The organism is Lacisediminihabitans sp. H27-G8 (genome assembly GCF_046156175.1).
Lineage (GTDB): Bacteria > Actinomycetota > Actinomycetes > Actinomycetales > Microbacteriaceae > Lacisediminihabitans.
The window spans coordinates 148,495-173,918 of sequence record NZ_JAYLVL010000001.1 but is presented as its reverse complement, the minus strand read 5'-3'; the positions used below and the strand labels follow the sequence as shown (position 1 = coordinate 173,918).

General features: G+C 65.6%; 19 protein-coding genes. 13 read left to right on the top strand and 6 right to left on the bottom strand.

The window, feature by feature from the left end:
• Positions 1-37: 37 nt before the first annotated feature.
• The 13 genes from coaE (at position 38) to VLI63_RS00745 (ending at position 16,188) form a co-directional block, all read left to right on the top strand.
• Positions 38-649 carry a dephospho-CoA kinase gene (gene coaE / locus VLI63_RS00805; RefSeq protein ID WP_409155013.1) on the top strand — a complete coding sequence of 204 codons (612 nt, stop codon included), beginning with the start codon at positions 38-40 and terminating at the stop codon, positions 647-649.
• Positions 650-711: 62 nt separating this feature from the next.
• Positions 712-2,781, top strand: coding sequence for an excinuclease ABC subunit UvrB (gene uvrB / locus VLI63_RS00800; RefSeq protein ID WP_185203859.1), 2,070 nt, complete (start codon positions 712-714; stop codon positions 2,779-2,781).
• 90 nt (positions 2,782-2,871) lie between these two features.
• Positions 2,872-4,587, top strand: a complete 1,716-nt coding sequence (locus VLI63_RS00795) for a type III PLP-dependent enzyme (RefSeq protein WP_409155012.1) — start codon at positions 2,872-2,874, stop codon at positions 4,585-4,587.
• A gap of 46 nt (positions 4,588-4,633) precedes the next feature.
• Positions 4,634-7,558 (top strand): excinuclease ABC subunit UvrA, encoded by a 2,925-nt coding sequence (uvrA, locus tag VLI63_RS00790; RefSeq protein ID WP_409155011.1) that lies wholly within the window; start codon positions 4,634-4,636, stop codon positions 7,556-7,558.
• Positions 7,559-7,567: 9 nt separating this feature from the next.
• Positions 7,568-9,493 (top strand): excinuclease ABC subunit UvrC, encoded by a 1,926-nt coding sequence (gene uvrC / locus VLI63_RS00785; RefSeq protein WP_409155010.1) that lies wholly within the window; start codon positions 7,568-7,570, stop codon positions 9,491-9,493.
• Between the two features lie 43 nt (positions 9,494-9,536).
• A complete protein-coding gene (rapZ, locus tag VLI63_RS00780) occupies positions 9,537-10,442 on the top strand; it encodes an RNase adapter RapZ (protein ID WP_409155009.1) in 906 nt (301 codons plus the stop codon).
• A 107-nt stretch (positions 10,443-10,549) separates the two neighbouring features.
• The gene (gene whiA, locus VLI63_RS00775; protein WP_185203855.1) at positions 10,550-11,530 is read left to right on the top strand and encodes a DNA-binding protein WhiA; all 981 of its coding nucleotides are present in this window, start codon (positions 10,550-10,552) and stop codon (positions 11,528-11,530) included.
• Between the two features lie 157 nt (positions 11,531-11,687).
• The gene (locus tag VLI63_RS00770) at positions 11,688-12,314 is read left to right on the top strand and encodes a superoxide dismutase (RefSeq protein WP_185203854.1); all 627 of its coding nucleotides are present in this window, start codon (positions 11,688-11,690) and stop codon (positions 12,312-12,314) included.
• Between the two features lie 127 nt (positions 12,315-12,441).
• A complete protein-coding gene (gene gap, locus VLI63_RS00765) occupies positions 12,442-13,449 on the top strand; it encodes a type I glyceraldehyde-3-phosphate dehydrogenase (RefSeq protein ID WP_409155008.1) in 1,008 nt (335 codons plus the stop codon).
• Positions 13,450-13,458: 9 nt separating this feature from the next.
• Positions 13,459-14,679 carry a phosphoglycerate kinase gene (locus tag VLI63_RS00760; RefSeq protein WP_409155007.1) on the top strand — a complete coding sequence of 407 codons (1,221 nt, stop codon included), beginning with the start codon at positions 13,459-13,461 and terminating at the stop codon, positions 14,677-14,679.
• A complete protein-coding gene (gene tpiA, locus VLI63_RS00755) occupies positions 14,676-15,461 on the top strand; it encodes a triose-phosphate isomerase (protein WP_354575455.1) in 786 nt (261 codons plus the stop codon). Before VLI63_RS00760 ends, tpiA begins: the two co-directional genes overlap by 4 nt.
• A gap of 98 nt (positions 15,462-15,559) precedes the next feature.
• The gene (secG, locus tag VLI63_RS00750; protein WP_185203850.1) at positions 15,560-15,811 is read left to right on the top strand and encodes a preprotein translocase subunit SecG; all 252 of its coding nucleotides are present in this window, start codon (positions 15,560-15,562) and stop codon (positions 15,809-15,811) included.
• An 11-nt stretch (positions 15,812-15,822) separates the two neighbouring features.
• Positions 15,823-16,188, top strand: coding sequence for an RNA polymerase-binding protein RbpA (locus tag VLI63_RS00745; RefSeq protein ID WP_409155006.1), 366 nt, complete (start codon positions 15,823-15,825; stop codon positions 16,186-16,188).
• An 816-nt stretch (positions 16,189-17,004) separates the two neighbouring features.
• Here the strand turns inward: VLI63_RS00745 and pgl are convergent.
• Genes pgl through tkt form a run of 6 tightly spaced genes read right to left on the bottom strand, consistent with a single transcriptional unit; the run spans position 17,005 to position 25,191 of the window.
• A complete protein-coding gene (gene pgl, locus VLI63_RS00740) occupies positions 17,005-17,775 on the bottom strand; it encodes a 6-phosphogluconolactonase (protein WP_409155005.1) in 771 nt (256 codons plus the stop codon).
• Entirely contained in the window at positions 17,772-18,746 is a 975-nt protein-coding gene (locus VLI63_RS00735) for a glucose-6-phosphate dehydrogenase assembly protein OpcA (protein WP_409155004.1), read from the bottom strand. The genes pgl and VLI63_RS00735 overlap by 4 nt, the downstream gene beginning before the upstream one ends.
• Before the next feature lie 22 nt (positions 18,747-18,768).
• Positions 18,769-20,310: a glucose-6-phosphate dehydrogenase gene (zwf, locus tag VLI63_RS00730; protein WP_409155003.1), complete on the bottom strand. Its 1,542-nt coding sequence runs from the start codon at positions 20,308-20,310 to the stop codon at positions 18,769-18,771.
• Between the two features lie 39 nt (positions 20,311-20,349).
• The gene (locus VLI63_RS00725) at positions 20,350-21,948 is read right to left on the bottom strand and encodes a glucose-6-phosphate isomerase (RefSeq protein WP_409155002.1); all 1,599 of its coding nucleotides are present in this window, start codon (positions 21,946-21,948) and stop codon (positions 20,350-20,352) included.
• Entirely contained in the window at positions 21,945-23,072 is a 1,128-nt protein-coding gene (gene tal, locus VLI63_RS00720; RefSeq protein ID WP_409155001.1) for a transaldolase, read from the bottom strand. Before tal ends, VLI63_RS00725 begins: the two co-directional genes overlap by 4 nt.
• Before the next feature lie 25 nt (positions 23,073-23,097).
• Positions 23,098-25,191: a transketolase gene (gene tkt, locus VLI63_RS00715; protein WP_409155000.1), complete on the bottom strand. Its 2,094-nt coding sequence runs from the start codon at positions 25,189-25,191 to the stop codon at positions 23,098-23,100.
• Positions 25,192-25,424 lie beyond the last annotated feature (233 nt).

The following is a 25,424-nucleotide window of genomic DNA, read 5'->3' as shown; positions in this document are numbered from 1 at the left end:
CAGGGTGCGTCGTCGCGAGGCCACTAGCATTGTCCGCGTGTATCTCATCGGACTGACCGGCGGCATCGCCTCCGGCAAGACAGTCGTCGCGAATCGCCTCGAGCAGCTCGGCGCGACCGTGGTGGATGCAGACAAGCTCGCCCGGGATGTCGTCGCACCGAACACGCCCGGCCTCGCCGAGATAGCGGAGCGTTTCGGTCCCGGCGTCATCGCGACCGATGGGTCCCTCGACCGTCCGGCGCTCGGCGCGCTGATCTTCCAGGACCCGGATGCCCGGCTCGCGCTCAACGCGATCACTCATCCGGCCATCCGTCGCCTCAGCGCCGAGCTCTTCGCCGCTGCGGACCGGGCCGATCCGAACGCGGTGGTCGTCTATGACGTGCCGCTCCTGGTGGAGGCGTCCCGGGAGCCGGGGTATCACGACTTCGACCTCGTGGTGGTAGTCAATGCGAGCGCCGATACGAGGCTGCGGCGACTGGTCGAACTCCGTGGGCTCACCCGCGAGGAGGCGCGCCACCGGCTCAACTCCCAGGCGACCGATACCGAGCGTCTGGTGATCGCCGACGTCGTGATCGACAGCAACGGCAGTCTCGACGAGACGATCGCACAGGCGGAGGCGCTTTGGGAGAGCCTTCCCCGCATCGCCTGAGCCTCATTGCGCCCACGGAGATATCGGTCCGGACTGTCGGTGGTGATATCTAAGCTGGGATCATGGAACCGACACGTTCAGTGCGCCCGTTCGAGGTCATCAGCGAATACACGCCGAGCGGCGATCAGCCCGCGGCGATCGCGGAACTGACTTCGCGGATCAATGCGGGCGAGACGGACATTGTGCTGCTCGGCGCCACCGGAACCGGCAAGTCCGCGACGACGGCCTGGCTCATCGAGGCCGTGCAGCGGCCCACTCTCGTGCTCGCGCACAACAAGACCCTCGCGGCGCAGCTCGCCAACGAGTTCCGCGAGCTCATGCCGAACAACGCCGTCGAATACTTCGTGTCGTATTACGACTACTACCAGCCAGAGGCCTATGTGCCACAGACCGACACCTTCATCGAGAAGGACTCCTCGGTGAACGCCGAGGTGGAGCGACTGCGTCATTCGACCACCAACGCCCTGCTCAGTCGTCGCGACGTGATCGTCGTCTCCACGGTCTCCTGCATCTACGGGCTGGGTTCGTCCGAGGAGTATCTGGAGGCCATGATGGCGCTCCAGGTGGGCATGTCGATCAACCGGGAGACGCTCATCCGCAAGTTCGTGTCGATGCAGTATCAGCGCAACGACGTCGACTTCTCCCGCGGCAACTTCCGTGTGCGCGGAGACACCATCGAGATCATCCCCATGTACGAGGAACTCGCGATCCGGATCGAGATGTTCGGCGATGAGATCGAAGGGCTGTACAGCCTTCATCCCCTCACGGGAGACGTGGTGCAGAAGCTCGACGCGGTTTCGGTCTTTCCCGGGTCTCACTATGTGGCCGGCCAGGAACGCATGCATGCCGCGATCAAGACCATCAAGGTCGAGCTCGAGGATCGCTTGAAGCAGCTCGAACGGGAGGGCAAGCTGCTCGAGGCTCAGCGATTGCGCATGCGCACGACCTTCGATATCGAGATGATGGAGCAGATCGGATTCTGCAGCGGGATCGAGAACTACTCGCGCCACATCGACCAGCGCCAGCCGGGTGAAGCACCGCACTGCCTGATCGACTACTTCCCCGACGACTTCCTCGTGGTGATCGACGAATCGCACGTCACCGTTCCTCAGATCGGTGCGATGTACGAAGGGGATGCCTCGCGCAAGCGCACTCTCGTCGATCACGGTTTCCGACTGCCGAGTGCGCTCGACAACCGCCCGCTCAAATTCAACGAGTTCCTCGACCGGGTCGGCCAGAAGGTCTACCTCTCCGCGACCCCGGGCAAGTACGAGATGGGCATCACCGACAGTGTGGTGGAGCAGATCATCCGCCCGACCGGTCTCATCGACCCGGAGATCGTGGTGAAGCCTTCGAAGGGCCAGATCGACGACCTGCTCGAGGAGATCCGCAAGCGCACGGCCGCGAACGAACGTGTGTTGGTGACGACGCTCACCAAGAAGATGGCCGAAGAGCTCACCGAGTTCCTCGGGGAGGCGGGTGTTCGCGTTCGCTACCTCCACTCGGATGTCGACACGCTTCGCCGGGTGGAGTTGCTCACCGAACTCCGCCAGGGCGTCTATGACGTGCTGGTGGGGATCAACCTGCTGAGAGAGGGCCTCGACCTGCCGGAGGTCTCGCTCGTCGCGATCCTCGATGCCGACAAGGAGGGCTTCCTGCGGTCGTCGACCTCACTGATCCAGACGATCGGTCGCGCCGCACGCAACGTCTCCGGGGCCGTGCACATGTACGCCGACGTGATGACCGACTCGATGAAGCTCGCGATCTCCGAGACAACCCGACGACGCGAACTCCAGGTCGCCTACAACCTCGAGCGAGGCGTCGATCCGCAGCCGCTGCGCAAGAAGATCGCCGACATCACCGAGTCGCTCAACCGCGAGGGCGCGGACACAGCGGAGCTGCTCTCCAGCCGGGACGGGCGCAAGCGATCTCCCACGCCGAATCTCAAGCGTCATGGTGGCCTCGCGGCCAGCGGGGCGAACGATCTCGAGTCGATCATCCGGGACCTCAACGACCAGATGCTCCAGGCGGCGGGCGAGCTCAAGTTCGAACTCGCCGGACGGCTGCGGGACGAGGTCTCCGACCTCAAGAAGGAACTTCGCCAGATGGAAGCCGCCGGACACATCTCCTGAATTCACGGGACGCGAGCTGTATCAGCGCGCCCTCGCCTGCCTCCTAGTCGGTAATGAGGTCGCCCCCGTGGCCTCGGGAGAGCGGATGTCGTGTCGGCTGGGAATGCGCGAGGCGTCGGATTCTGGATCCGACGGTACCTTCCGAGTGAGATCGCGGGCACCGCGACCGCCCTCGCCGCCGCCGCGATCTCCTACCGACTGAGCGGGTCGCTCTTCGTCGCGGCGATCGCGGGCACTATCGGTGAGAACCTCGGCTTCTACGGGGTCGCCGGTGCCCGCAACTTCGCCGAGCAATGGCGCGATTCGCGCGGGGATCCCGGCGCGCGACGGCGATCGGCGATCGCTCGCACCGCATGGCTCTCGGCGGTCGAATTCGGTCCGGCCGAGCTGATCGACACGCTTGCCGTCCGCCCGCTGTTGCTCTGGCTCGCTCCCGTGCTCATCGGACTTCCCGCAGCGGGGTGGATCGCCGGAAAGATCGGTGCGGACCTCGTCTTCTACGGCATCGCGGGCTTCGGCTATGTGCTCGGTCGACGCTGGGATGACGCCAGGAGGCAGGCAGGGACACCGCCGGCCGACGACACGGTCCTCACCCCGCAGATCAGGGCCCTGCGCCTCGACACGATCCGCCGCTCGCTCTCGGGAATCGATCTCGACGCCCTGGTGACGACCCACGGCAGCCCGCTCATGCTGCTCGATCTGGGCACCGTGGCTTCACAATACGGCCGCCTCCGTTCCGCACTTCCCTTCGTCCACTGGCACTACGCGGTGAAGGCCCTGTCTCATCCGGAGGTCATCGAGACCATCGCTTCCCTCGGCGGGTCATTCGACGTGGCGAGTGATGGAGAGATCGACCTGGTGGCCGGCCAGCATGTGAGCCCGGACCGCATCATCCACACCCAGCCCGTCAAGTCCGCGACCGAGATCACCCGTGCCTACGTGCTCGGCATCCGCACCTTCGTGATCGACAGCCTGGGCGAGCTCGCGAAGTTCCGCCATGTTCCCGGCAACGTGAACCTCCTCATCCGACTGTCGTATGCGAACCCGGAGGCCAAGAGCGACCTGTCGAGCAAGTTCGGGGTATCCGCCGTCGAGGCGGAGGTGCTCCTCTCCCGGGCGATCGCCCAGGGGAGTCGTATCGCGGGATTCAGCTTCCACGTCGGAAGCCAGCTCGACAGCATCGCCGCCTTCGCTGCCGCGACGGCCGACACCCTCGAACTGATGGATCGCCTCGAACGACAGTGGGACATCGAATTCACGATGCTCGACATCGGCGGGGGATTCCCGGTCGGCTACCGCACGGATGTCGCGGGCATCGAGGAGATCGCGGCCGCGATCCGTCCCCTGCTCGAGCCCCGATCATCCCGTCTGCGCATCCTGGCGGAACCCGGGCGCATCCTCGTCGCCGAGGCCGCAACGGTGGTGAGCCGGGTGACGGGCGTGCGGGAGCGTGAGTCGGAGACCTGGTGTTTCATCGACGACGGCGTCTACGGCAGCTATTCGAATGTGATCGCGGAGGGCGTGCACCCGGTGATCGTGGCCCGCGCAGAGTTGGCGGGCGGCCCGACCGAGCTGCGCCCCACCACCCTCGGCGGTCCGACCTGTGACAGCGCGGATGTGGTGGCACGCCATTATCCGTTGCCCCGGCTGGAGGAGGGTGACCTGTTGCTGAGTCCGGCCATGGGGGCCTACACGGCGGTGACGGCGACGACGTTCAACGGCCGACGACCGGCGAAGGTGGTCGTGCGATACCGGCCGGAGATTCCGGGGCACTCCGATCCGGCACTACTCGCCTCTACGCACTGAGCGAACCCCGAGGTTCAATGTCGGTGGCCTGCATAGAATCTATAGAGTGTCTATTTCCCGCGTCGAGTCCGGTTCGAAGCTCTCTGTCCATGGTGCACGAGTGCACAATCTCAAGGGTGTCGACCTCGAGATTCCGCGTGATTCACTCGTCGTATTCACCGGGCTCTCGGGTTCGGGCAAGTCGTCGCTCGCGTTCGACACGATCTTCGCGGAAGGGCAGCGCCGCTATGTGGAGTCCCTGTCGGCGTACGCCCGCCAATTCCTCGGGCAGGTGGACCGGCCCGACGTCGATTTCATCGACGGGCTGAGTCCCGCAGTCTCGATCGACCAGAAGTCGACAAACCGCAACCCGCGGTCCACCGTCGGAACGATCACCGAGATCTACGACTACATGCGCCTTCTCTGGGCCCGGATCGGTGTGCCTCACTGCGCGGTCTGCGGCGAGAAGATCGAGCGCCAGACTGTGCAGCAGATCGCTGACCAGCTCATGACTCTCGAAACCGGGGTGCGGTACCAGATCGTGAGCCCGGTCATCTCCCAGAAGAAGGGCGAGTTCGTCGATCTCTTCAAGGAACTGGCCGCGAGCGGATACTCCCGTGCGATCGTGGATGGCGAGCAGGTGCAGCTGAGCGAACCCCCGATCCTGAAGAAGCAGTACAAGCACGACATCTCCGTCGTCGTGGATCGCCTCGTCGCCGCCGACGACATCCTCACCCGGCTCACGGACTCGCTGGAGACCGCCCTGCGGCTCACCGACGGGCTCGTCAGTGTGAACTACGTCGATGCCACCGGCCCGGACGCCTGGCGCAACTTCAGCGAGAAGCTGTCGTGCCCCAACGGTCATCCCGTTCAGCTCACCGAGATCGAGCCGCGCACCTTCTCGTTCAATGCGCCGTTCGGTGCCTGCCCGGAGTGCTCCGGGCTCGGCACCAAGATGTCGGTCGACTCCGAACTGCTTCTCGGAGACCCCGCCTTGAGTCTCGCCGACGGTGTGATCCTCCCGTGGACCCAATCGGGTAAGGGCCTCTTCAACTACTTCCAGCGCCTGCTCGAGGGCCTCGCCGCCGATCTCGACTTCTCCCTCAAGACTCCGTGGCGCGATCTCGACGCCGACATCCAGAGCGCCATCCTCAAGGGCAACGACTTCCAGGTCACCGTCAAGTGGAAGAACCGCTTCGGGCGTGAAATGAAGTATTCGACCGGCTTCGAGGGCGTCATGCCCTACATCGAGCGCAAGTTCCTCGAAGCGGAGACCGACTCGGCCCGCCAGCGTTACTCGGCCTACCTCCGGGAGATCAACTGCCCGGTTTGCGACGGCAAGCGTCTGAAGCCCGAGGTGCTCGCGGTGACCGTGCACGACTACAACATCGCGGATGTCGCGGAGCTCAGCCTGCTGGACGCGTTCGACTTCATGCAGCGCCTCGAGCTCTCCGCCAGGGACGCCAAGATCGCTGCCCAGGTGTTGCGCGAGATCCGGCTTCGGCTCGAATTCCTCATCGAGGTGGGGCTGAGCTACCTCAACCTCGCCCGCTCGGCCGGATCCCTCTCCGGTGGCGAGGCCCAGCGCATCCGGCTCGCGACCCAGATCGGATCGGGTCTCACCGGAGTTCTGTACGTGCTCGACGAGCCGAGCATCGGCCTGCACCAACGTGACAATCGCCGGCTGATCGAGACCCTCGTGAAGCTCAAGAACCTCGGCAACACCCTCATCGTGGTCGAACACGACGAAGACACGATCCGCACCGCGGACTGGATCGTGGACATCGGGCCCGGCGCGGGCGAACACGGGGGAGAGGTCGTGCACTCTGGCTCCTACGAGGCGCTCCTCGCCAATACGGGATCGATGACCGGTGATTACCTCTCCGGCCGACGCACCATTGCGACTCCCACGTCCCGGCGTCCGATCGACAAGAAGCGCATGCTCACAGTCGAGGGCGCGCGCGCCAACAACCTGCGGAATGTCACCGCGGAGTTCCCGCTCGGTACCTTCACCGCGGTGACGGGGGTCAGCGGATCGGGCAAATCCAGCCTGATCAATGACATCCTCTACAAGGTGCTCGCGAACGAGCTCAACGGCGCGCGGCAGATCCCCGGAAAGCACACGCGGGTCACGGGCCTCGACAACCTCGACAAGGTCGTTCACGTCGACCAGGCCCCGATCGGGCGCACCCCGCGGTCGAACCCGGCCACCTACACGGGCGTCTTCGACAAGATCCGCACCCTGTTCAGCGAGACACAGGACGCCAAAGCCCGCGGCTATCTTCCCGGTCGGTTCAGCTTCAATGTCAAGGGCGGCCGTTGCGAGAACTGCTCCGGCGACGGCACGATCAAGATCGAGATGAACTTCCTTCCCGATGTCTACGTGGTCTGCGAGGTCTGCAATGGGGCCCGCTACAACCGCGAGACCCTCGCGGTGCACTACAAAGGCAAGAGCATCGCCGAGGTGCTCGACATGCCGATCAGCGAGGCCGCGGACTTCTTCGAGGCGATCTCGTCGATCAGCCGATTCCTCAAGACGCTCGTCGACGTCGGACTGGGTTATGTGCGACTCGGCCAGAGCGCCACGACCCTCTCCGGAGGCGAGGCGCAGCGCGTGAAACTCGCCACCGAGCTGCAGAAGCGATCGATGGGACGCAGCATCTATGTTCTCGACGAGCCGACGACCGGCCTGCACTTCGAAGACGTGCGCAAGCTCCTTCTCGTGCTCAACGGCCTCGTCGACAAGGGCAACACGGTGATCGTGATCGAGCACAACCTCGATGTGATCAAGTCCGCGGACTGGCTCATCGACCTGGGTCCCGAGGGTGGCGCCGGGGGAGGGCAGATCCTGGCGGTCGGCACGCCGGAGCATCTCGCCACGGTCGAAGCGAGCTTCACGGGAACCTTCCTCAGGGAGATCCTTCCGGTGGCTCCGGAGCCGGTGCGTCGCAAGAAGTCCCCGTCCCGTGCCAAAGCCCTCGCAACGACGTAGCAGCCCGCTGTGTCCGACACCGTCGTTTGGCGCCCGAAGGCGGGCGAGATCCCTCAACAGCCGGGGGTCTATCGCTTCCGTGACGCCGCCCAGCGGGTGCTCTACGTCGGCAAGGCGAAGAATCTCCGCGCTCGACTGAGCAACTACTTCGCGCCCTTGGCGAGCCTGCACGAGCGCACCCGGCGCATGGTGCTGAGCGCGGCATCCGTCGAGTGGACCGTCGTCGGCACCGAGTTCGAGGCCTTGCAGCTCGAATTCACCTGGATCAAGGAATTCGATCCGCCGTTCAACGTGCAGTTCCGCGACGACAAGTCGTATCCGTACCTGGCGATCACGCTCGGCGAGGATGTGCCGCGGGTACTGGTCACCCGCAACCGCAACCTCAAGGGTGCCCGGTACTTCGGGCCGTATACGAAGGTGTGGGCGATCCGGGAGACCGTCGACCTCATGCTCAAGGCCTTCCCCATGCGCAGCTGTTCGGAATCCACCTATAAGCGCGCGGAGCAGACCGGACGCCCATGCCTGCTCGGGGACATCGGCAAATGCGCGGCTCCGTGCGTCGGTCGAGTGTCGAAGGAGGAGCACAAGTCCATCGCCCTGGACTTCGCCTCATTCATGGCCGGCAACGACTCCAAGTTCGTCGGCGAGGTCTCTCGCAAGATGAAAGCCGCAGCGGCAGTGCAGGATTACGAGTCGGCAGCCAAATTCCGCGACCAGCTCGGCGCACTGGAGACGGCCCTCTCGAAGAACACCGTCGTGCTGTCCGAAGATGTGGATGCCGACATCTTCGGCATCGCGCACGACGAGCTCGCCGCTGCGGTGCAGCAGTTCACCGTGCGGGGAGGCCGCATCCGAGGTGTGCGCAGTTGGGTCGTGGACAAGGAGTTGGATCTCGAGCTGGACGAACTCGTCGAGACCGTCGTGCACAACGCCTACGACGAACTGGATCCGCCGCGGCTCGTCGTGGTGCCGGAATTGCCGGATGATGTGGCAGAGCTCGAGACCTGGCTCACCGAACTGCGCTCGGAACGGGGTGTCGGCAGTGGCAAGGTGGTCATCCGTGTGGCCCAGCGCGGCGAGCTCGCTGCACTCGCCCTCACCGTCGCCACCAACGCCCGCAACGCCCTGATCCTCTACAAGACGCGTCGAAGCGGCGACTTCGTAGCCCGGTCGCAGGCCCTGGCCGACATCCAGCAGGCGCTGGGGATGGACGATGCGCCACTGCGCATGGAATGTTACGACGTCTCCCATTTGAGCGGCACCAACATCGTCGCCTCCATGGTCGTCTTCGAAGACGGGCTGCCGCGCAAAGACCAGTACCGCCGCTTCAGCATCCCGGAGTCCACCGACGACACGGAATCGATCTACCAGACCCTGTCCCGTCGGCTCGCGCACCTCGACGACGATCCGGCTGCCGCCGTGGCCGAGGCCCTGAGTCAGGCCGAGAGCGGAGTGACCGTGGAGAGCGCAGAGGCCGGTGCAAACCCGGCCCGTCCGCGTTTCGCCTACCGCCCGAACCTGCTCATCGTGGATGGCGGGCAACCGCAGGTCGCCGCCGCCGCCCGCGCCCTCGAAGACGCGGGGATCACCGGAATCGCGCTGTGCGGCATCGCCAAGAGGCTCGAGGAGATCTGGCTGCCGGGCAGCGATTACCCGGTGATCCTGCCGCGCAACAGCGACGCCCTCTTCCTGATCCAGCGGATCCGCGACGAGGCACACCGCTTCGCAATCACCTACCAACGTCAGCGGCGCAAGCGTGACGTCGGCTCGGTGCTGTCCGAGATTCCCGGGCTCGGCCCGGCCCGGGTCAAGGAACTGCTACGACACTTCGGTTCCGTGACCCAGCTTCGCGCCGCCCAGCCGGAGGCCATCTCCGAGGTCAAGGGGGTCGGCACTGTGATCGCCCAGACGATCTTCGAAAAACTCCGGGAGTGAGTTGGTCGGTAGGCTTGACCCTCAGGCAACCGCACAGGAGTGAATGCGTGACCACGCGATGACCGGGGACAGCTACCGCCGAGCCGAGCAGCACCAGGAGGTGCTCATCGTCACCGGCATGTCCGGTGCCGGCCGCTCGACAGTGGGGAATGCGCTCGAGGACCTCGGCTGGTACGTCGTGGACAATCTGCCACCGCAGATGTTGCGTCCGCTGGTCGAACTCGCGGGCAAGGCCGGCAACAATCTCCCCAAGGTCGCCGCTATCGTCGACGTGCGGGGAGGCAAGCTCTTCGCCGACCTGGAAGAAACCGTCGAAGCACTTCGCGAGGCGACTCCCGTTCGAGTCCTGTTCCTCGAGGCGACGGATGCCGCGCTCGTGCGTCGGTTCGAGCAGGTGCGGCGCCCGCACCCGCTGCAGGGTGATGGCACTCTGCTCGACGGAATCGGTGCGGAGCGCCAACGGATGCTCGGACTCCGCGAGTCGAGCGACATCATCGTCGACACCTCCGATCTCAACATCCACCAGCTCGCGACCAAGATCTCGGACACCTTCTCGAGCGCCGACACTCCGGGGCTTCAGCTGACCGTGCTGAGCTTCGGTTACAAGTACGGGCTGCCGACAGACGCCGATCTCGTGGCCGACATGCGGTTCCTGCCGAACCCGTTCTGGGTTCCGGCCCTTCGCGCTCTCAGCGGGCTCGACGCCCAAGTGAGCGACTATGTGCTCTCCCAAGAGGGCGCGCAGGAATTCATCGAACAATACGTGCTCGCGCTCGCCCCGGTGCTCGCCGGCTATCAGCGCGAGAACAAGAGACACGCTACGATCGCCATTGGATGCACGGGGGGAAAGCACCGGTCGGTGGCCGTCGTTCAGCGCCTGGCTGCGCTGCTGCGCGAACAACCGGGAGTGGCCGTCAGCATCAAGCATCGCGACCTCGGACGCGAATAGCCCTCGGGCGCGAGCTCCCATCACGACTTCGATGGCTCCGGACCCGGCTGAATCCCGCGGGACCCGAACACGCCATCCTCGAATAACGGAAAGCAAAGGAAATCGGATTGGCTCTCACCGCCGACGTTAAAGACGAACTCGCCCGCATCGAAGTCAGCAAGACCACGGTTCGCGCCGCGGAACTGGCGACCATCCTGCGGTTCTCCGGAGGGCTGCACCTGATCTCGGGTCGCATCGCGGTCGAGTCGGAACTCGACACCGCCCAGCTCGCCCGACGCGTGCGGAAGGACCTCGCCGAGCTCTATGGCGTGAAGAGCGAGATCTCTGTGATCTCCGCTTCCGGACTGCGCCGCACGAGTCACTATCTCGTGCGCGTGCTCGACGGGGGAGAGACACTGGCGCGCCAGACCGGACTGCTGGATGCCCGTCGCAGGCCGATCCGCGGTCTTCCCAACAAACTCACCACCGGCAGCCGTGAAGAGCTCGCCGCCGTCTGGCGCGGTGCGTTCCTCGCGCATGGATCACTCACCGATCCGGGTCGCTCGGCTGCTCTCGAGATCACCTGCCCGGGCAACGAGTCCGCCATGGCTCTCGTCGGCGCCGCGGGACGGCTGAAGATCGCGGCGAAGGCACGCGAGGTGCGCGGGGTGCATCGGGTGGTCATCCGCGACGGCGAGGCCATCAGCGCGATGCTCGTGCACATGGGCGCGCATTCGACCGTGCTCAACTGGGAGGAGTTGCGTCAGCGCCGTGAGGTGCGCGCGACCGCCAACCGTCTCGTGAACTTCGACGATGCGAATCTGCGTCGGTCCGCCCAGGCTGCGGTTGCGGCCTGCGCGCGCGTGGAGCGTGCACTGGAGATCCTCGACGGCAACGTGCCGGAGCACCTGCGGTACGCGGGCGACCTTCGGTTGCGGTTCCGTGACTCCAGCCTCGACGAGCTCGGACACCACGCGGATCCGCCGATGACGAAGGATGCAGTGGCCGGGCGCATCCGTCGCCTACTAGCCATGGCCGACAAGCGTGCCGTCGATCTGGGGATCCCCGGCACCGACGCGAACCTGCCCCCGGACTACGAAGACGCGTGAGCGCGGGGCGCGGCTGCCTCCTGAACAGGTTCTGAACGCGACCTGACCGGGAGGCAAGCATCCGATGGGTGCCTCCGCCTTGCCGGGTAGACTGAAAACAGACCCGGATCGCCGCGAATCTCAAGCGCCGACGGGACTAAGAAAAGGAGATCACACTATGGCCGATTACACTCTGCCCGAACTGGGATACGACTACGGAGCACTCGCTCCGAGCATCAGCGGCGCCATCATGGAGCTTCACCACTCCAAGCATCACCAGGCCTACGTGACCGGGGCCAACGCCGCCGTCGCGGCTCTCGCGGCCGCTCGCGACTCTGGTGACCTCGCCAACGTCAACAAGCTCGAGAAGGACCTCGCGTTCAACCTCGGCGGCCACGTGAACCACTCCATCTTCTGGACCAACCTCTCTCCGGACGGCGGCGACAAGCCGGTCGGGGAGCTCGCGTCTGCGATCGACGACAACTTCGGATCGTTCGACAAGTTCACCGCACACTTCACCGCCGCCGCGCTCGGCGTGCAGGGCTCCGGCTGGGCGGCCCTCGTCTGGGATTCGATCGGCGAGAAGCTGCTCATCAGCCAGTTCTTCGACCAGCAGTCGAACTTCGCCGCGGGCACCGTCCCGGTTCTCATGCTGGATGTCTGGGAGCACGCCTACTACCTCGACTACAAGAACGTGCGCGCGGACTACGTCAAGGCCTTCTGGAACATCGCCAACTGGGCGAACGTGCAGCAGCGTTTCGATGTTGCTCGCGAAAAGACGAACGGCCTGCTGGTACTGTCATAGCAAATCTGGCTCGTCCAGCAATCGGGGCGGTGTGGCCGGTCATCCCGGCCGCACCCCTGATCCCACCCGTAGTGCACAACACCCCCAACAAAGTCGCGGTCACCGCGCCTCAGCAACAGGAGTTCTCTTGACTGTCAAGATCGGTATCAACGGCTTCGGCCGCATTGGTCGCAACTACCTCCGCGCGGCTCTCGCGCAGGGCGCAGACCTCGAGGTCGTCGCCGTCAACGACCTCACCGACCCCAAGTCGCTCGCGCACCTTCTGAAGTACGACTCCGTCGCCGGCCGCCTGTCTGAGGACGTTTCGGTCGATGGCGAGTTCATCGTCGTCGGAGGCAAGCGCATCAAGGTTCTCGCCGAGCGTGACCCCGCCAACCTGGGCTGGGGCGACCTCGGAGTCGACATCGTCATCGAGTCGACCGGTCGCTTCACGAACGCGAAGGACGCAGCCAAGCACATCGAGGCCGGTGCGAAGAAGGTCATCATCTCCGCGCCCGCGACCGACGACGACGGCACCTTCGTGATGGGTGTCAACGAGCACCTCTACGATGCCGCGACCCAGCACATCCTCTCCAACGCGTCGTGCACCACGAACTGCCTCGCGCCCCTGGCAAAGGTCTTCATGGAGGCCTTCGGCATCGAGCGTGGCCTCATGACCACCGTGCACGCCTACACCGCTGACCAGAACCTGCAGGATGGCCCACACAGCGACCTTCGCCGTGCCCGTGCCGCGGCCCTCAACATCATCCCGACCTCGACCGGTGCCGCCAAGGCCCTCGGCCTGGTCGTGCCGGAACTCGTCGGCAAGCTCGATGGCTACGCGCTCCGCGTGCCAGTGCCCACCGGTTCCATCACGGACCTCACCGTCGAAGCCGGACGCAACGTCACCGTCGCCGAGGTCAACGCGGCGTACAAGGCTGCGTCCGAGAGCGGCGCGCTCAAGGGATTCCTCAGCTACACCGAGGACCCGATCGTCTCGAGCGACATCCAGGGCGACCCTCACTCCTGCATCTTCGACGCCGGACTCACCAAGGTGATCGGCAACCAGGTGAAGATCGCCGGCTGGTACGACAACGAGTGGGGCTACTCGAACCGCCTCGTCGACTTCACCGAGTACGTCGCAGAGCGCCTGTAAGGCTGACGGATGACGCTCCGCACGATCGATTCACTCGGTTCGCTTGCGGGCAGGACGGTCATCGTCCGTTGTGATCTGAACGTGCCCCTCAAGGGCACCCAGATCACGGACGATGGCCGTATCCGTGCCTCGCTGCCCACACTGAACCTGCTCATCCACGCCGGTGCTCGTGTGGTCGTGGTGTCCCATCTGGGTCGCCCCGAGGGTGCACCGGACGCGAAGTACAGTCTCGCTCCAGTGGGCCAGCGGCTCAGTGAGCTTCTCGGCAAGCCCGTCACCTTCGCGTCGGATACCGTGGGAAGTTCCGCGGCGGAGGCCGTTGCGGGCCTGGCCGACGGAGACGTCGCGCTTCTCGAGAACCTGCGCTTCAACGCGGGCGAGACGGCCAAGAGCGCAGATGACCGCCGCGAGTTCGCGAGCAAGCTCGCTGCTTTCGGCGACGCGTTCGTGTCCGACGGATTCGGAGTCGTCCACCGTAAGCAGGCGAGCGTCTACGAACTCGCCGAACTCCTTCCCAGCGCTGCGGGGACCCTTATCGCCACCGAACTCGACGTGCTCGATCGCCTTACCGAGAACCCGAGCAAGCCCTATGCGGTGGTGCTCGGCGGCTCCAAAGTGTCGGACAAGCTCGGTGTCATCGCGCATCTGCTCCCTCGGGTCGACTCCCTTCTCATCGGTGGAGGAATGCTCTTCACCTTCCTTGCAGCCCAGGGGCACAAGGTCGGCGCGAGTCTGCTCGAGATCGACCAGCTGGAGATCGTGCAGGGCTACCTGGCGAAGGCCGAAGAACTCGGTGTCGAGATAGTGCTCCCGACGGACGTGGTGGTGGCATCGAAGTTCGGCGCCGACGCGGAACATCAGGTGCGGCCGGCCGACGACATCGAAGGCTCGCCCTGGGCCGAGTCCGGTCTCGGGCTGGATATCGGCCCGGACACGGCTGCCCGCTTCGCGGAAGTCATCCGCGCTTCGAAGACGGTGTTTTGGAATGGTCCGATGGGAGTCTTCGAGCTCGCGCCGTTCGCCGCAGGTACCAAGACCGTCGCGCAGGCGTTGACCGAGGTGGACGGGCTGTCGGTCGTGGGCGGGGGCGACTCCGCCGCAGCGGTGCGGGCGCTCGGGTTCACCGACGACCAGTTCGGCCACATCTCCACCGGCGGAGGCGCGAGCCTGGAATTCCTGGAGGGCAAGAGCCTTCCGGGCCTCGAAGTATTGGGATGGACAGCAGCATGACCACTCGCACCCCCTTCATCGCCGGCAACTGGAAGATGAACCTCGACCACTTGCAGTCCATCGCCTTCGTGCAGAAGCTCGCCTGGAGCCTCAAGGACGCCAAGCTCGACTACGGCACCGTCGAGGTCGCCATTTTCCCGCCGTTCACCGACCTGCGCTCGGTGCAGACTCTCATTTCGGCCGACAAGCTCTCCCTCAAGTTCGGTGGGCAGGATGTGTCGGCTCACGACTCCGGTGCCTATACCGGCGAGATCTCGGGAGCCTTTCTGAAGGCACTCGATTGCGAGTACGTGATCATCGGGCACTCCGAGCGACGGACGCTCCATCACGAGACCGATGAGGAGCTCGCGGCGAAGGTCGCCGCGGCGATTACCCACGGGCTCGTTCCCGTGCTGTGCGTCGGCGAGACCGCGGAAGACCTCGAGAAGCACGGGCCGAGCGCGGTTCCCGTCGCCCAGCTGCGGGCGGCACTCGCGTCGGTGAAGACCGGAGCGAACATCGTCGTGGCGTACGAGCCGGTCTGGGCGATCGGCTCAGGGCAGGCGGCGACTCCCGCGCAGGCGGAGCAGGTCGCAGCCCAGCTGCGGGCGACTCTCGCCGAGCTGATCGGCGAGGAGGCGGCATCCGCCACTCGCATTCTCTATGGTGGTTCCGTCAAGGCATCGAACATAGCTGGCTTCATGCGTGAGCCCAATGTGGATGGCGCGCTGGTCGGTGGAGCGAGTCTCGACCTCGCTGAGTTCTCGAGCATCGCGCAGTTCCAGAAGCACGTCGGCACCTGAGCCGGCCTCGGCTCGGCGGTTTCGTCGCCGAGCGTCTCGGCAAGTTATACTGAACCGCGCCCGATAGACCTCATCGGCGCGCCCCAGAAAGGCTGTTCGTGGAAATTCTTCAGGTCATCCTGCAGGTGGTGCTCGGTATTACGAGCCTTCTGCTGACCCTCCTCATCCTGCTGCACCGCGGTCGCGGCGGCGGGTTGTCCGACATGTTCGGTGGCGGAGTGACCAGCAACCTCGGAGCATCCGGAGTCGCGGAACGAAACCTCAACCGCATCACGCTGATTCTCGCGCTGATCTGGGTCGCATCGATCATCGTGCTCGGTCTGATCACCAAGTTCGACGTAACCGGCTAGGAGACGTACCCATGGCTTCAGGTGGCAGCGCTATTCGTGGTTCCCGCGTGGGAGCCGGTCCGATGGGTGAGCAGGACCGTGGATTCCACGCCGAACGCCTCCAGGTCTTCTACTGGTGTGCGAACGGTCACGAGCTGAGCCCCCACTTTCTCGCGACGATCGAGCCCGACGAGATCCCCACCACCCTGGACTGCCCGAACTGCGGCCTTCCCGCGGGTCGCGACAAGGAGAATCCTCCGTCGGTGGTCAAGGTCGAGCCCTACAAGACCCATCTCGCCTACGTGAAAGAGCGTCGCACGGAAGAGGAAGCGGCAACGCTCCTCGACGAGGCGCTTGAACAGCTCCGCGCACGTCGCGGTCGTCTCACGCCCCAGTAGCGCGCGCACATAGTCCGACGGAACGAGCGGGCTGCTGAGTTTCGGGCGGCGACGCACCGGTCGGCGACTGGCTGGTGGGTGACTTACCGGTCGGTGACTTACCGCACGGTGACTGGCTGGTCGGTGACTTACCGCACGGTGACTGGCTGGTCGGTGACTGGCTGGACGGCGACTGGCGGTCGCGAGGACCCGGTTTTTCACGGCGACCGTCACAAATGGTCGCGAGCGGGCCTCGAGGCGACCGATTGCGACGGATGACTTCCGCGCCTCGAGAGTGCGCGGCGTCGCCGGGATGGCTCTGTGTCGAAAAGTGTCGCGAACAGCCCGCTTCAGGATCGTTTGCGACAGATGGCGAAACTTCGAGGTGCGCTCGGGAACTGGCCACAGCGACATCCTCGGCTCGCCCGTCACTATGTACCTCGAGCTTGCCCTCAGAGGAGTTTCCGACGAATTCCTCCCCCTCGTCGCGGGATCCAGCGATGGCCAACTCGGAACGGACCGCCGGGAACAGGCCCCGAGATGACCTCCTCTCACCGATGGCAGCTCGTCAGGAGAGCGCCGGCGACGCGGCCGAGCCGTCACTATCTGTCGAGAGGGGCACCCCGCAGGACAGTTTGCGACGGATGACGACTGCGCGGCGACCCTGTTCGACGACGAAGCGCGACCGAGCCGTCACTATCCGTCGCGAGGGGCACCCAGCGGGACAGTTTGCGACGGATGACGCCCCGACCGGCGTCGGCGGACGACGCCGTCTCGGAGGACTCCCGCGAACAACCCCGCGTGGCAGGCGCTACGCCACCGGCGCCAGGGCTGCCGTCAGTACTCGGCCGCGATGAGGTCTTCCGGCACTTCGGCGGCCGCCTCCCGGTCGACGAAGAAGACCGTGCGCAAGCGTCCTTCGACACCGGCGACGGGCACCTCCCACGTGCTCGCTCCGGCGAGGGCGAGTCCGAGGGCAGAGGCCTTGTCCGGGCCGGACAGCGCGAGCCAGATTCGGTCCGCGCCGTTGATCACGGGCAGGGTGAGGCTGAGGCGCTCCGGCGGCGGCTTGGGGGAGTTGCGGACGGCGATGACCGAGCCTTCGGTGACGCGGATGCCCGGGGCATCCGGGAACAGCGACGCGACGTGCCCGTCCGGTCCGACCCCGAGGAACAGGATGTCGAATCGAGGCGTCTCCTTGCCGTCTTCCGCGGCAGCCGCGAGCTCCGCGGCGTAGGCGGTCGCGGCATCCTCGAGGCTGAGGCCCGAATCCGATGCGGCGCACCAGTGGATGTTCTGCGGACGGAGCGCGACGTGGTCGAGAAGAGCCGCGCGCGCCTGCGTGTCGTTGCGTTCGGCATCCCCCCGGGGCAGCCAGCGCTCGTCACTCCACCAGAGCACCACCCGCGACCAGTCGATGCTGTCCCGTGCGGGAGATTCGCTGATCGCCTCGAGAACCGCGCTGCCTACAGTGCCGCCCGTGAGGGCGATGTTCACGCGGGGCTGCTGGTCGAGCAGATCGACCACCTTGGTGATGAAGCGGGCCGCGACCGATCCGGCGAGAGCCTTCTTGTCCGCGTGGACAAGCACGCGTCGGGCGTTGCTCATGCTTCCGGCACCGTGATGGATCCGGTGATCGTCGGGGCATCCAGCTCCGCCAGTCCGTGCTGGATCACCGCCCCGAACAGGTCGTCCGGGTCGAGTCGGCGCAATTCCTCGGCCAGACAGTCGCGCAGGCTGCGACGGATAAGAGAGATGTCATGGATGGGCTGGTTGGGCTGAACGAGCGTGACGATGTTCGTGTGCGTGCGTTCGAGCTCGATCACTCCCGAGGCCCGGTGAAGCCGCACCCCCTGGATCCCGCTCGAGCCGTGCGAAGGCGTCACGAGTTCATGACGGGCGGGAACCTCGAGCTGCATCTGCAACCACGCCGCGAGCAGTCCGGTCGAGGGGGAGTCCGGTGCGCCATGCACCTCGACGCCGGTGATGGGCTCATAGGGCGGCTGGTCGAGCACGGCGGCGAGCTGGGCGCGCCAGAGCGTGAGGCGGGTCCACGAGAAGTCGGTGTCGCCCGGGCTGTAGGTGCGCGAGAGGTGATTCAAGAATCCGCGCGGGTCGCTCTGCGCTGCGGCATCCGTGATTCGACGCTGGGCGATGCGCCCCAGGGGCGACTTGGAGGCGATCTTCGGAGCCTCACCCGGCCACCAGGCCACGACGGGCGCGTCGGGAAGCAGGAGTCCCGTAACGAGACCCTCCTCGTCCGAGGCGGTGTCGCCGTAGGCCTTGAGTACGACGACCTCGCTCGCTCCGGCGTCACCACCGACACGGATCTGGGCGTCGAGCCGTGGTGCATCCGACACCGCGGCACCGTCGGGACCCGTCGAGATGACGATGACGCGCATCGGATGCTCGCGGGAAGCATCGTTCGCGGCCTCGATCGCCTCCTCCTCGTGTCCGAGATTGGTGGAGATCACCAGGGTGAGCACACGCCCGAGGGCGACAGCGCCACCTTCTTCTCGGATCTTGACGAGTGTCTTCGAGATCTGGCTCGTGGTGGTGTTGGGAAGGTCGACGATCATGAACGACTCCAGACTGTGATGATCACGGGCGTCGCCAGACGCGGCCGTCGCGGGCGAGAAGGTCGTCGGCTGACTTCGGACCCCAGGTGCCGGGGCGGTACTGCTCCGGCTGGCCCTGGGTGGCCCAGAACTCCTCGATCGGGTCGAGGATCATCCAGCTGAGCTCCACCTCCTGGTGGCGGGGGAACAGCGGCGGGTCGCCGAGCAGGACGTCGAGGATCAGACGCTCGTAGGCCTCAGGGCTCGCCTCGGTGAAGGCGTGGCCGTAGCCGAAGTCCATGGTGACGTCGCGTACCTGCATTCCGGCGCCGGGTACCTTCGATCCGAAGCGGATCGTCACCCCTTCATCCGGCTGTACACGGATGACGAGGGCGTTCTGGCCGAGCGCAGAGGTCTGGCTCTCGGCGAACAGGTATTGCGGCGCGCGTTTGAAGACCACCGCGATCTCGGTGACCCGACGCCCGAGGCGTTTGCCGGCGCGAAGGTAGAAGGGAACTCCCGCCCAGCGGCGCGTGCCGATATCCAGCCGGATGGCCGCGAAGGTCTCGGTGAGGGACTGCGGATTCATGCCGTCTTCCTCGAGGAATCCGACAACTTTCTCGCCGCCCTGCCAACCGCTGGCGTATTGGCCGCGGGCTGTCGATTGAGAGAGGTCCTTCGGCAGGCGGATGGCCGAGAGCACCTTCTCCTTCTCGGCGCGGAGGTCCTTCGCCGCGAACGAGACGGGCTCTTCCATGGCCGTGAGTGCCAGGAGCTGCAGGAGGTGATTCTGAATGACGTCGCGCGCGGCGCCGATACCGTCGTAGTAGCCCGCCCGACCACCGACGCCGATGTCCTCGGCCATGGTGATCTGCACGTGGTCGACGTAGTTGGCATTCCAGATGGGTTCGTACAGCTGGTTCGCGAAGCGGAGCGCCAGGATGTTCTGGACGGTCTCCTTGCCGAGGTAGTGGTCGATGCGGAACACTGAGTCCGCGGGGAACACCGATTCGACGACATCGTTGAGTTCGCGGGCGGTCTTGAGGTCGCTGCCGAAGGGCTTCTCGATCACGACACGGCGCCACGCGCCATCCACCTCGTCGGCGAGTCCCGAGCGACGCAGCTGCTCGGTGACCTGCGGGAACGACTTGGGCGGGATCGAGAGATAGAAGGCGTGGTTGCCCATCGTGCCGCGCGTCTTGTCGAGCTCCTCGAGGGTGTTCTTGAGCTCGGCGAAGGCCTTGTCGTCATCGAACTCGCCCTGGACGAAACGGATGCCCTCGGCCAGCTGCTTCCACACGTCCTCATCGAAGGGGGTACGCGCATACTGCTCGACCGCGTCGTGCACGACCTTGGCGAAGTCCTGGTCGACCCAGTCCCGACGCGCGAACCCAACCAGCGCGAAGCCCGGGGGGAGCAGGCCGCGGTTTGCGAGGTCGTAGACCGCCGGCATCAGCTTCTTGCGGGCGAGGTCGCCCGTCACTCCGAAGATGATCAGGGCGCTCGGCCCGGCGATCCTGTTGAGACGGCGGTCGGAGGGCAACCTCAGCGGGTTGAACTCCGGCGTGATTTCCACCGGGGACATTCGACTCCTAGCGAGTTCGTATCGAGGGTCGGCTGGGGTTCAGGCGATGGAGCTGAAGAGCGCCGCGAGATCCCGTGCCGGGTCCGTGAGGGTCAGGGTGAGTACCGGACGACCGTGGTCGGCGAGCACGCTGGCATCACCGGCAGCTTGCGCCTGGATGAGATAGCCGTAGGAGAAGGGGCTGTCCGGGATCTCCAGGTCGGCCGGAGCCGTCGCGGTGATCTGAAGGAAGACACCCATCGCCGGCCCGCCCTTGTGGTACTGGCCGGTCGAGTGGAGGAAGCGCGGACCCCAACCGAAGGTCACCGGGCGACCGGTCTTCTCGGCGAGGATGTCGCGGAGCTTCGCAAGCCCGTGGTTCGCGTGGCGGTCGACGTAGGCCTGCACCGCAAGGTAGCCATCGGCACCGATCTGCGCGAGAAGCGCATCGATCGCTGCGGACACGGAATCCGCGCCACCGAGCAACTCGGTCGATCCACGCACCTCGATGCCGTCGGCGGTGAACGCGGGCGCGACAGGTTCGGGGCGCGAGTCCAGCAGGGCGCGTGTTGCGATCTTGGCGGACTCGACGTCCGGCTGGTCGAAGGGATCGATTCCGAGGAGTCGACCGGCGACAGCGACCGCATATTCCCAGACGAGCATCTGCGCGCCGAGGGTTCCACTGATCTCGATCTCCCCGTCGCGCACCTCTTTGGTGGCGCGGGCGCTCTCGACCAGGCGCACGATCTGCACATCGGCGAGGTTCTCGGTGAGCTCGGGGGAGTGCAGGTCGAGCACGACCGGGAGCAGGCCTTTGCCGCTCTTGCCGGTGGATTCCGCGATCAGTTGCTCGACCCAGTCGCCGAACCCGACGATGTAGGTTCCGTCGGCGACGATACCGACCTTGTCCTTGAGCGGGACGGTCCCCGCGATGGCGGCACCGAGAACGAGTCCGGGGTTGTCCACCCGGTCGACCATCAGCTGGCCGGTGACGGCTGACGCTTCCGCCAGAAGCGCGCGGATGTCGACACCGGCGAGGCCAGACGGCACGAGACCGAAGGCGGTGAGGGCCGAGTAGCGACCGCCGACGTTCGGGTCGGCATTGAACACTCGGTAGCCGGCCGCGCGGGCGGAGGCATCCAGCGGTGAGCCCGGGTCGGTGACGACGATGATCCGCTCGGCCGGGTCGATACCGATGCCGTGGAAGGCCTCTTCGTAGGACTTGCGCTGGCTGGCCGTCTCGAGCGTCGAGCCGGACTTCGAGGAGATGACGACGGCGGTCGTGTCGAGGCGGTCGGCGAGAGCTGCCAGGATCTGTCCCGGATCTGTGGAGTCGAGAATGGTCAGTTCAACCCCGGCCGTTCGGGTGATGACCTCAGGGGCGAGCGAGGATCCGCCCATCCCGCCGAGCACGATGTGGTTGACGCCTGAGGCGTGGAGCTTGTCACGGAGCGCGATGATGTCATCGATCAACGGCTCGGAGATGACGACAGCCTCGGTCCAGCCGAGACGCTTGCCGGCCTCTGCCTCTGCATCCGTCCCCCACAGCGTGGGGTCCTGGTCGGCGATGCGGGAAGCGACGAGGTCGCTGACCAGTTGCGGCACGATGCGGTCGACGGCTTCCGCTGCGGCGCCGCTCACCGCGATGTCGAAGCTCACTTCGCCACCTCGGCGTTCGCCGACTCGAGAGCCGCGGTCACCGTGTCGAGGAGTTCGTTCCAGGAGACGATGAACTTCTCGACGCCCTCCTTCTCGAGCAGTGCCGTGACCTCCTCATACGAAATGCCCAGCGCGTCGAGCGAGTCGAGCACGGCGTTCGCGTCGTCGTAGTTGCCGGTGACCTGGTCTCCGTCGATCACGCCGTGGTCGAAGGTGGCCTCGAGGGTCTTCTCGGGCATGGTGTTCACGACGTTCGCGACGGCCAGCTCGGTGACGTACAGCGTGTCGGGCAGCGTCGGGTCTTTCACGCCGGTGGAGGCCCAGAGCGGTCGCTGCACGTTCGCGCCTGCAGCGATGAGGCCCTTGGCCCGCTCGCTGTCGAAGGCCTGCTCGAATACCTGGTAGGCGAGGCGCGCATTCGCGATGCCCGCCTTGCTCTTCAGCGCGACGGCTTCCGGAGTGCCGATGGCGTCGAGGCGGTTGTTGATCTCGGTGTCGACACGCGAGACGAAGAACGACGCGACCGAATGGATGGTCGACAGGTCATGTCCGGCCGCCTTGGCCTTCTCGAGGCCGGTGAGGTAGGCATTGATGACCTCGCGGTGGCGCTCGAGGCTGAAGATCAGGGTGACGTTCACGCTGATACCCGATCCGATGGTCTCGGTGATCGCCTCGAGGCCCTCGATCGTCGCGGGGATCTTGATCATGGCGTTCGGTCGGGCGACCTTCGCCCAGAGCTGCTTGGCCTGGTCGGAGGTCGCGGCTGCGTCGTGCGCGAAGCCCGGTTCGACCTCGATCGAGACGCGTCCGTCGCGGCCCGCGGTCGAATCGTAGACCGAGCGGAAGATGTCGCTGGCACTGGCGACGTCATCGGTGGTGATCTCGAAGACGGCTTCGGTGACGGTCTTGCCCGCGGCGGCGAGTTCGGCGACCTGGGCATCGTAGGCCTCGCCCTTGGCGAGCGCACTGGCGAAGATCGTCGGGTTCGTTGTCACGCCGACCACGTTGCGGTCGGCGATCAGCTTCTGCAGGCCGCCGGAGTTGATCCTCTCGCGTGAGAGGTCATCGAGCCAGATGCTCGTACCGATGGCGGAGAGAGCGGCGGTGGGGGTGTTCTCAGTCATGATCGTTTTCCTTATCTTTCGACGCCTAGACGGCGGCGATCGAGTCCTTGGCGGCGGAGATGGCGTGCTCGGTGGTCATCCCGAACTCACGGAACAGCGTCTTGTAGTCGGCGGATGCGCCGAAGTGCTCGATCGAGACGCTGCGGCCGGCATCGCCGACGTAGGAACGCCAGGTGAGGTCGCGTCCCGCTTCGATGGAGACCCGCGCTCTCACGCTCTTCGGGAGCACGGACTCGCGGTATTCGTCGGACTGCTCCTCGAACCATTCGAGGCACGGTGCCGAGACGACCCGAGCATTGATGCCCTGGGCCTTGAGCTGCTCGCGGGCATCAACGGCGATCTGCACCTCTGAGCCGGTCGCGATGAAGATCACGTCGGGAGTGCCGTTCGGTGCCTCTGCCAGCACGTAGGCACCCTTGGCCACATGTTTCGCCGCAGCGAAGGTCTCGCCGCTGGCGACATCGTCTCCTCGCTCGAACACAGGGATGTTCTGCCGGGTGAGCGCGATTCCTGCGGGTCCCTTGCGACGTTCGAGGATCGTCTTCCACGCCCACGCGGTCTCATTGGCATCTCCGGGTCGCACGATGTCGAGATCCGGGATGGCACGGAGCGCCGCGAGCTGCTCGATGGGCTGATGCGTGGGTCCGTCTTCACCCAGCGCGACCGAGTCGTGGGTCCAGACGTAGATGGTCGGCGCCTTCATCAGCGCGGCGAGGCGCACGGCCGGACGCATGTAGTCGCTGAAGATCAGGAAGGTTCCGCCGAACGGGCGGGTGTTTCCATGAAGGACGATGCCGTTGAGGATGGCCCCCATGGCGTGCTCGCGGATCCCGAAGTGCAAGACACGGCCGTACTTGTTGCCGGTCCATTCGTGGGTGGAGTGCTCGGCGGGCACGAAGGACTGCGCGCCCTCGATGGTGGTGTTGTTCGACTCCGCGAGGTCGGCGGAGCCACCCCACAGTTCCGGGATCACCGGACCGAGTGCGTTGAGCACCTTGCCGGAGGCCGCACGCGTGGAGACCTCTTTACCGGCCTCGAACACGGGCAGGGCCTCTTCGACGCCCTCCGGCAGGTCGCCAGAGAGGATGCGGTCGAGAAGCACCTTGCGGTCCGGGTTGGCCACAGCCCAGGCGTCGAACTGGGTGTTCCACTCGGCGTGGGCGGCCTTGCCGCGGTCGATGGCCTTGCGGGTGTGGGCGAGAACTGCTGGGTCGACCTCGAAGGTCTTCTCCGGGTCGAAACCGAGCACCTCCTTGACGGCGGCGAGCTCCTCGGCGCCGAGCGCCGATCCATGGATCTTGCCCGAGTTCTGCTTCTTCGGGCTCGGCCAGCCGATGATCGTCTTGAGGATGATGAGGGAGGGCTTGGAGGTCTCACCCTTCGCCGCCTCGATGGCATCGTTGAGCGCGGCGATGTCCTCGACGTACTGCCCGGTCTTCTTCCAGTCGACCACCTGCACGTGCCAGTGGTAGGCCTCATAGCGGGCCTTGACGTCTTCGGTGAAGGCGATGTTGGTGTCGTCCTCGATCGAGATCTGGTTGCTGTCGTAGATCGCGATCAGGTTGCCGAGCTCCTGGTGGCCGGCGAGAGATGATGCCTCGCTCGTGACGCCCTCCTGCATGTCGCCGTCACCGGCGATCGCATAGACGTAGTGGTCGAAGGGGCTGGTGCCCTCTGCGGCGTCCGGGTCGAAGAGACCGCGCTCGAAGCGGGAGGCGTAGGCGAATCCGACGGCCGACGACAGGCCCTGGCCCAGCGGGCCGGTGGTGATCTCGATTCCGTCGGTGTGACCGTACTCGGGGTGGCCGGGCGTCTTCGAACCCCAGGTGCGGAGCGCCTTCAGGTCGTCGAGCTCGAGGCCGTAGCCGCCGAAGTAGAACTGCACGTACTGGGTGAGAGAGGAGTGCCCGACCGAGAGGATGAAACGGTCGCGCCCGATCCAGGTGCTGTCGGTCGGGTCGCGGCGCATGACCTTCTGGAAGAGGAGGTAGGCGGCGGGGGCGAGGCTCATCGCGGTGCCGGGATGTCCGTTCCCGACCTTCTCGACGGCGTCCGCCGCCAGGATTCGAGCGGTGTCTACGGCGGTGTTGTCAATGGGATCCCATTGGAGAGCTGCCACGAGAATTCGACCCTTCTGTTGCGTACGATGTCTGTCCCGGGTGGGTCACACCGCCTGAGGTAAATACACTTGCTCGCCTGACGACATCGGCAGAGCTGTGGGCAGACCGAAGCGACGAATGAGGTCGGCGGGGGCTGGGGGCACGGCGTGCGGGCACTGTCAAGTATAGAGAAAGCCGTGAGCGAGCGTTCGAATGCGTCCCTGCGCGGCCGGGGGGTTGACAGGAGCTCCCA